General features: G+C 45.2%; 7 protein-coding genes and 1 pseudogene. 6 read left to right on the forward strand and 2 right to left on the reverse strand.

Going from position 1 to position 7,774, the window contains the following annotated elements; genetic code table 11:
- Nucleotides 1-382, reverse strand: a pseudogene (locus tag QT992_RS32460) (hypothetical protein); the annotation flags it as partial.
- Between the two features lie 354 nt (nt 383-736).
- Here QT992_RS32460 and QT992_RS32465 point away from each other — a divergent pair.
- The 5 genes from QT992_RS32465 (at nt 737) to QT992_RS32485 (ending at nt 5,451) form a co-directional block, all read left to right on the forward strand.
- Nucleotides 737-1,558: a Crp/Fnr family transcriptional regulator gene (locus QT992_RS32465; protein WP_333319087.1), complete on the forward strand. Its 822-nt coding sequence runs from the start codon at nt 737-739 to the stop codon at nt 1,556-1,558.
- Nucleotides 1,559-1,682: 124 nt separating this feature from the next.
- On the forward strand, nt 1,683-2,351 hold the full coding sequence (locus tag QT992_RS32470) for an HAD-IB family phosphatase (protein ID WP_333342904.1): 669 nt from the start codon (nt 1,683-1,685) through the stop codon (nt 2,349-2,351).
- Between the two features lie 258 nt (nt 2,352-2,609).
- Nucleotides 2,610-3,230: a methylthioribulose 1-phosphate dehydratase gene (gene mtnB, locus QT992_RS32475; RefSeq protein ID WP_333319091.1), complete on the forward strand. Its 621-nt coding sequence runs from the start codon at nt 2,610-2,612 to the stop codon at nt 3,228-3,230.
- A gap of 156 nt (nt 3,231-3,386) precedes the next feature.
- A complete protein-coding gene (locus QT992_RS32480; RefSeq protein ID WP_333319093.1) occupies nt 3,387-4,427 on the forward strand; it encodes a patatin-like phospholipase family protein in 1,041 nt (346 codons plus the stop codon).
- A gap of 211 nt (nt 4,428-4,638) precedes the next feature.
- Complete coding sequence (locus QT992_RS32485; RefSeq protein WP_333342903.1) at nt 4,639-5,451, forward strand: MlaE family lipid ABC transporter permease subunit; 813 nt, start codon at nt 4,639-4,641, stop codon at nt 5,449-5,451.
- A 166-nt stretch (nt 5,452-5,617) separates the two neighbouring features.
- Here QT992_RS32485 and QT992_RS32490 read toward each other — a convergent pair whose 3' ends face one another.
- A complete protein-coding gene (locus QT992_RS32490; protein WP_333342902.1) occupies nt 5,618-7,123 on the reverse strand; it encodes an SGNH/GDSL hydrolase family protein in 1,506 nt (501 codons plus the stop codon).
- 208 nt (nt 7,124-7,331) lie between these two features.
- On the opposite strand from QT992_RS32490, the gene QT992_RS32495 reads away from it, so the two are divergent.
- Complete coding sequence (locus QT992_RS32495) at nt 7,332-7,676, forward strand: Dethiobiotin synthetase (RefSeq protein ID WP_333147299.1); 345 nt, start codon at nt 7,332-7,334, stop codon at nt 7,674-7,676.
- Nucleotides 7,677-7,774: the final 98 nt, after the last annotated feature.

Below are 7,774 nucleotides of genomic sequence, written 5' to 3' on the forward strand. Positions count from 1 at the left end.
AAGATTTAAGATTTAATGGAAATATTGCACCATTCTCAATTACTTGTTTAGGAACAGGCAAGATGCCTGTTCCACAAGAAAATTCATCTTTTGTGGAACGGGCATCTTGCCCGTTCTTGAGAATGGTGCAAGATTTAAGATTTAATGGAAATATTGCACCATTCTCAATTACTTGTTTAGGAACAGGCAAGATGCCTGTTCCACAAGAAAATTCATCTCTTGTGGAACGGGCATCTTGCCCGTTCTTGAGAATGGTGCCACCTATGAGATTTAACGGAATTTCCCCTAGTGTCTCTTGCTGGCCGATCGCCTTTTGGAACCTTGAAAGCAAGAAACACTTCACTGTAACTTCCGGGCACTGCGAGATATTTGCTGTATCCATATCGGCTCATCCTACCGTAAGAGCAACGATCGACTGTTACCGCTTGCACTTTTCTTGTACGTTAAACTGCTGATCTCAGAGATAGTCGATCGGCTCCCCCGATCGGGGCTACATCGAATTAATAGGCTTTCTAGCGATTTTTTTGCTAAATAACAATAATTTACGACAAATTTTTTGCTGAACTCTACCATTTTGATGTATTTTTTGCTACATTGAATTTTTCGGTAAAACTAAGAAAAGTCAGCACAGTTAAGAAGCGTGCAAGCTCGATCGGGGGTTGGTTGTCTCACTTTGTATCGCACTGCTGGCAGAAGCTGTTTTTCTCACTCTTAAATATATCCCAGAGCCTCACTTATGCAATCAACTTCCACACCTGTAGAGACTATCGATCGACCGTTTATCACTTGGCAGCGAATTATCGACTGGGCCCAGGAACACTACCGCTGCCGGACTTTTAGCAAAGACGAGCGGATTCCCGCAAGACCCGGACTGCTGTATTTAGTCCAGAAAGGTTCTGTGCGACTCGTAGGTAGCGCTCAAGTTAGCGCTGCGGCGGCGAAGTCGAAATCCGCTGACAAAACTACAGAAGAAGCTTTTTTGGGCTTCGTCGGCGCAGGCCAGCCCTTTGAACTGGTTGCTCAGTCTCCGTTTACTCTCCAAGCTTACGCTCATGCCGATCAAACTCACGTAGTGTGGATGTATTGGCACGACTTAGATAACTGGCCTCACTTTCGTAGGGAAATTTTGGATGCGTTTCGCTACCAGCACCAGCGGAAACTTCTCTGGCTGAGCACTTTGGGACAGCGCCGGACGATCGACCGACTGTTGGGATTTCTCACTTTGTTGATCGAGGAGTTTGGCGAACCTTACATAGGTGACGACGAACCGGATGTGGTTCGGGGCTACCGGCTGCCTTGGGCCTTGACTCACGCTCAAATTGGCAGCGCAATTGGCTCAACGCGGGTGACGGTGACGCGACTGATGGGTAAGTTGCGATCGAAAGGTTTGATTAATACTGAGGATGATAATTTAATCTGTTTGCCGGCTAAGTCTAACCCCCAAAAGACAAAAAACCACAAGCAGGACGTAGAAGATTCCTTGGAAGATTCCCTGGAAGATGAAGATTCCCTGGATGATTCCCTGGAAGATGAAGATTCTCTCGAAGATTCTGAATAAAATCCTGCGGTAAATTGCCAACAAACAGCGCGTCACTATTAGTTTTGGGCAGTCGCGCTCGATCGCTCGACAGTGTACGATGAATTGTGTAAACTTTTGCCGTTCTCGAAAGGTGCGACTGACAATGACCGATGACAAGCAAAAATCTTCAATCCCGAACAATCAGCAACGGGTGGTATTCTGCGACTTTGACGGCACGATAACTGTTGAAGAAACTTTTGTGGCAATGCTCAAGCATTTCGCACCGGAACTGTCGTCTCAACTGATCCCTGAAATATACGCTAGAAGGCTGAGTTTGCGATCGGGAGTGCGGCAGTTACTAGAGTCTATTCCCTCGGAACGTTACGGGGAAATTGTGGAATTTTCTAGGGGAAAGCTGATGCGGCCGGGATTGTTGGAATTGCTGGATTTTTTGGACGAGAAAAAGGTAGATTTTGCGATCGTTTCCGGCGGTCTTCGGGTCATGGTAGAGACGGTAATGGGCGATTTGGTACACCGGGCGAGCGTTATTTACGCTGTGGATGTGGACGCTAGTGGCCCTCGCTTGCAAGTCAATTCTGAGTTTGAAGGAGATGAGGAATTGGTGTCTAAGGTGCGGGTGATGGGCCAGCACCCGGCCGAGGAACAGGTGGCAATCGGAGATTCGCTGACGGATTTTAATATGGCTTTGCAGGCTTCGTCGGTGTTTGCGCGCGATCGGCTTGCCCACTATCTAGACGAACAGCAAAAGCCTTATACTAAATGGGATAATTTTTTTGATGTCTTGGAAAATTTGTCCCAAAAATGGAATTGAAACTATAGCCTTTCTCAAGAAAAGTTATGTGTGTATTGGTAAAGTGTGCACTGCCCACCCTACGTTTATATAAGCCAGGGCAATTCCTATTAACTCACATCTTGCACCATTGTCAATAAGCCTTCACGAGCCGGCAGGATGCCCACCACACAAGAAAATTTACTCTTTGTGGAACAGGCATCTTGCCTGTTCTTGAGAATGGTGCAAAATGTCACTATTACCGTAAAAAGTAGATTAAAAACTGAGGATTTGTAAAGAATGAGTGGCGATTTGAGATCGGATTTAATTGCAGCAGCCAAACATTTTTACGATCGCGGTTGGATGGTTGGGACTGCTGGCAATCTTTCAGCCCGCTTACCAGATGGCACTTTTTGGATTACTGCTAGCGGCCGCGCGAAAGGGCAGTTAACTGAACAAGATTTTATCAGAATGAACTCAGACGGCGCAATTGTCGAGCAACCTGTTGCCGACAGCCGCCCTTCGGCCGAAACCAGCATTCATTTAGCCGTTTACAATTGTTTTCCAAACGCTAAAGCTTGCTATCACGTTCACTCGATCGAGGCAAATTTAGTTTCTCGGCTAACAGCAGGAGATGCAGTGCCTTTACCCGCGATCGAAATGCTGAAAGGTTTGGGGGTGTGGGAGGAAAACCCGCAGGTGGCGATACCCCTATTTGCAAATTATTTGGAAGTGCCTAAAATAGCCAAGGAAATTTGCGAATTTTTTGCCGTTTCAGCGCCGTCTGTACCCGCTTTATTAATTCGCGATCACGGCATCACAGTCTGGGCAGACTCGCCAGCGGCCGCCTACAATTACGTAGAAATTGTAGAATACATTTTTCGCTATACGATCGCAGCCCGCCAATTAAATTTAGATTGAAGATTTGGGATTTGAGATTGAGCGGTGCATGAATTCGGAATTATGTAAGTTCGCCCTAAGCAGCTTACGGCTATTACCGCTATGATTAGCCTCTCAAACCACTTTTTGTATCCCGGACTCTAGGAAACGAGCAAACATTCAGAAGAGGCAACAGTCATGGCTAAATATACCAGAATTTTATCCATAGATGGAGGTGGAATTAGAGGAATTATTCCAGCGCAAGTTTTAGTTAGCGTTGAGTCAAAGCTGCAACAGAAAAGTGGCAACCCAGATGCGAGAATAGCTGACTATTTTGATTTAATCGCGGGCACAAGTGCGGGAGGAATTTTAACTTGCATCTATTTGTGTCCTGATGCCAAAAATCCCACCAGACCTCGGTGGTCGGCGAAAGATGCTCTTAATTTTTCGATTGAGAGCGGCCGCGACGTTTTTAAGAGTTCATTATGGCAAAAACTCACATCTATAGACGGTTTGATAGATGAGAAATATCCAGGCGAGCGCTTAGAACAATTCTTTTTGGAAAACTTTAGAAATTGCAAACTCAGCGAACTGCTGAAACCTTGTTTAATTTCCAGTTACGACATCGAAAGGAGAAAAGCTCACTTTTTCGATCAAATAGATGCTAAAGAATATCCAGCCCAAGACTATTTTATTAGAGATATCGCCAGAGCCACATCTGCAGCTCCCACTTTCTTTGAAGTTACCAAAATCCGCTCTTTGACGAACGAATCCTACGCTTTAATTGACGGGGGAGTTTTCGCAAACAATCCCGCACTTTGTGCCTATGCAGAAGTTAGAAATAAATTCAGAATTCCCGACGATCGCTCCGACAAAGGCCCGACAGCAAAAGATATGGTAATTCTATCGCTGGGGACAGGAGAAGCTCAGAAAAAATACCCCTACGAAGAAGCGAAAAATTGGGGTCAAGTTGAGTGGGTTCAGCCTTTGATTAATATCATGATGACGGGAGTTGCTGAAACTGTAAATTATCAATTAATTCAAATTTATGATGCGGTTGAAAGACCGAATCAATATTTGAGAATTACTCCCGATTTGAGCCGCGAACAACCGCTGCCGATTGATGATGCCTCGGAAGAGAAGATATCGGCACTGCTGAGAATTGGCAAGGATCAAGCCGAAAAGAATAATGAACAGTTGGATAAGTTTATCGACTTGTTACTTGCGGAGCAGTCCTAGGATTTTAGTCATATTGTAGGGTGGGTTGGGCGCGGCGATTAAGTTAAGTCACCAATAAATAAATTTTAAACCGCGCCTAACCCACCAACCGCAGGGCTGAAAGACAAAAAATATATGTTGACAAATCGTGCAATAATTGCTGTAGGATTGCCTACAATCTCTATGTGGCAGTGCTTCGCCCTGTTTGCAATTAATCGCGAGCCGTCAGTAATTGGTTAAAAAATACCAAGAAAAGCGCGATCGACATTTAGATGAAACCTTCAATAACAGGTGGTTTCAGCGGTTTTTCGTGACGTTGTTCTTGGGTGGCCAAGTGCTGCTACGCATACTCCAAGGCAAAATTGACCGCCGCAAAATCATGGAACATTTAGTAACAGTAGGCTTGGATTCTTTCCGATCCGTGCTGCTAATAGCCTTTTTTGGCGGCATGATTTTTACATTTCAATCAGCCAGAGAATTGGTTCGCTTTGGCGCGGTAGGGGCGATGGGAGGTGCTTTTGCTGTGGCATTTTGCGGCGAATTAGCGCCACTTTTAACGGCCGGCGTGGTGGCGGGACAAGTAGGTTCGGCATTTGCGGCGGAGATAGGAGAAATGCAGGTGACGGAACAAATAGACGCCCTGTATATGTTAAGAACAAATCCGGTTGATTATTTAGTAGTGCCGAGGGTGATAGCTTGCTGCATCATGCTGCCGATTTTAACAATTTTTTCGGTAGCGGTGGGAATTTTGGGCGGGCTATTTGTAGCGGTTCATTTTTATAATTTGGAACCGTCGGTATTTTTGGAATCGGTGCGGACTTTTTTGGGGCCTTGGGATTTAGTAACTGTGGTGATTAAAAGTTTTATTTTTGGGTTGATAATTGCCCTTGTCGGTTGCGGTTGGGGATTGACGACGGTGGGCGGAGGGAAAGGAGTAGGCCAAGCTGCAACGGCGGCGGTGGTAACTTCTTGGGTGTTGATTTTTGTGGCGGATTTTTTTGTATCGCTGTTAATATTTCATGAGTTGAGGATGCTCAAAGGTTGATAATCTTGGCGATTATAGCAGGATTCAGGAGTCAAAACGCTTAAATATTAAGGGTTTGAACAATCATCAACCCGAATGCCACCAGAATTGCTATAAAATCAACATAAAGATTTTTTAAACCGCAGATTAACGCAAATAAACGCTGATAAAATTGCATCAGCGTTCCTCAGCGTTCATCCGCTGATATCTGCGGTTTAAAACTCTCAACTTGAGATTTTAGATTGGAGAAAGGAGGGCGATACACTCGAATTGCCTCAATAGGAACTTCCCCATCTGTTTCGGGGACGATTTCGAGGGTGTGTTTGGAGTTGCTCAAATTCTGAGCTAGTGTTGTAGGGTATTCGCGGCTTGAATCTGCAATTTGTGGAGGAACGTATGAATCAACAAACATTGGTCGCACTTGCCAGGAAATCTCAAAGCCTTTAGGCGTCGGTTTTTTAGAGTGTTCATAGGCTTTTTGCAGCCACCAGTTTCTCGGTTCAATCACGACGCGGCCAGAGTTTGAGACAAACATTTCGTCGTTTGTACCGCTGCCGTCGTAACCTGTTTTAGAACCTACAACGTCAAATTTAAACTTGCTGGCGTCGCTGTTAATCTCAGTAATTATGGCTTTCCAATCTTCGACGATTAGCGGTTTTTGGCTGGATATTTGGATGATTGCCGGCCAACCGACCCCCAGGCTAAGGCTAGGTCTGGTGATGCTGTAAAGTTCAGGAAATTCTGAGGGTTTTTTGCCGTCGATCGCAATTCTAGCAGAAATTGCCTTGCCGTTGAAGGTTTTATCGGCGATCGCATCTATTCTATTTCCTTCAAATTCTAAAACCAACTTGCCATCTTGCCACTTAACATCCCTGCCAACTGTATAGGTTTTCACTAAATCCTGCTGCGGTTGAGGAGAATTTGGCTTGTATCGCAGGTGCGGTTTTATCAGAGCAGCTAGCAGAAAATTTCCCCAATCATTAAGGTGAATGTTGTCGCTCAATAGCTGTTGTGGCTGCAAGCGATTATCTGTCAAATACCTGCGCCAAGGTTCGCGAATTTCCGCGATTTCGCAGCCGTACTTATCGGCCAATTCCGGCAGCCATTGAGTAGAATGAGTGTTGTGCCATTCGTATCTTGTGACTGAATTTGGATCGTCGCTGTTGCCTGTCGGCATCCAGTCGATGTGGTCTGAATGCAAGAGTATTTCGCTAGCAGTGCGGCTGCGGACATTGGCAATTATGGCTTCGTAATCTTCACCGCCTCCGTAGACGTGAAAAATTAGCAAGTCTGGATAAAAAGGATACAAATCATGTTCGCTGGGACGGATTAAAATCGGTGCTGCAAATCCTCCGATTGCCCGATTTTCCACAATTAAATCTGCATTGGGAAATCGCTGTCTCAAATCCTTCACTACATTTTTCCACCAATCTTGTTCTGTGATGGATTGACCGTAGAATAGAATACGCACTTGGCGGCGGTTTGTTGGAGTGCTAGCAGCAAGTAGCCCCATCGTCCTTTGAATCCTCGCTCCAAAACTAGCATTATTTTCAATAGGAGCGGGTGGGGGGAATGGCGTATCGGCAGCTATTTTTTTGATGAGCGGAACTAACAGAAAGCTGAGACACAAAAAAAGCAGCCACAAGTAGCGATAAATCTTGGATTTTCTGCTATTTCCTGGGTGTTTTGCCATTGTTTTATTTTTCCCTGTCCGTTTCACTTCGCTCAAGGCGACTGTGGGATGAATGCTACGCCTCTAATCAGTAGCTGTAGCGTGCTTATGGGGGCACCTCACCAGTAGCTGTAGTGTAGGCTGTATGGAAATATATTACCAAATTGAGCGCGACAAAAAGTGATATAATGCCAGCTAATTAATTGCACTCCGATCGATCGCACGTCAAATGGATTACAAAACAGCCCGCAGTTTTCTGATCGACCAAGGAACCGCCCTGGAAACCAAGAAAAATCCCGACGCCTTCCTGATGCGTCTCAAACAAGGTCAACCGCCCGTACCCGGACAGGTGACATCGATTTTATTAGCTTTAAAAATATTGTTTGAAGGGCTGCAAGAATCTCCAATGCTCGATCGACAATTGATCTCGGCACTGCATTTACTGTCAGTAGAAGGTTTGCAGCAATTTGAATCAGGACTCCGCAGAGGAGTTTCTTGGCCGCCGCTGCTGAAGGAAGACTTAAATCGAATTGCGATCGCAGTCAAGAATATCTTTTCCGGCGTCTGGCAATAATTAGCTCGGCTACCACCGATCCCAGGGTAAGCTCATCTAATTTGGTATAATATGAACTTGACAAAGTTAACAAAATAAGCATAAGAGACTGTGTAGAC

Origin of the sequence: Microcoleus sp. T3_D1 (assembly GCF_036700405.1) — a bacterium.
In the GTDB taxonomy this organism is placed as follows: domain Bacteria; phylum Cyanobacteriota; class Cyanobacteriia; order Cyanobacteriales; family Microcoleaceae; genus Microcoleus.

Excerpts from the sequence above, each read along its gene's own strand:
- QT992_RS32465 (WP_333319087.1), top strand. The coding sequence starts at position 737 with ATGCAATCAACTTCCACACCTGTAGAGACTATCGATCGACCGTTTATC.
- QT992_RS32470 (WP_333342904.1), top strand. The coding sequence starts at position 1,683 with ATGACCGATGACAAGCAAAAATCTTCAATCCCGAACAATCAGCAACGG.
- mtnB (WP_333319091.1), top strand. The coding sequence starts at position 2,610 with ATGAGTGGCGATTTGAGATCGGATTTAATTGCAGCAGCCAAACATTTT.
- QT992_RS32480 (WP_333319093.1), top strand. The coding sequence starts at position 3,387 with ATGGCTAAATATACCAGAATTTTATCCATAGATGGAGGTGGAATTAGA.
- QT992_RS32490 (WP_333342902.1), bottom strand. The coding sequence starts at position 7,123 with ATGGCAAAACACCCAGGAAATAGCAGAAAATCCAAGATTTATCGCTAC.
- QT992_RS32495 (WP_333147299.1), top strand. The coding sequence starts at position 7,332 with ATGGATTACAAAACAGCCCGCAGTTTTCTGATCGACCAAGGAACCGCC.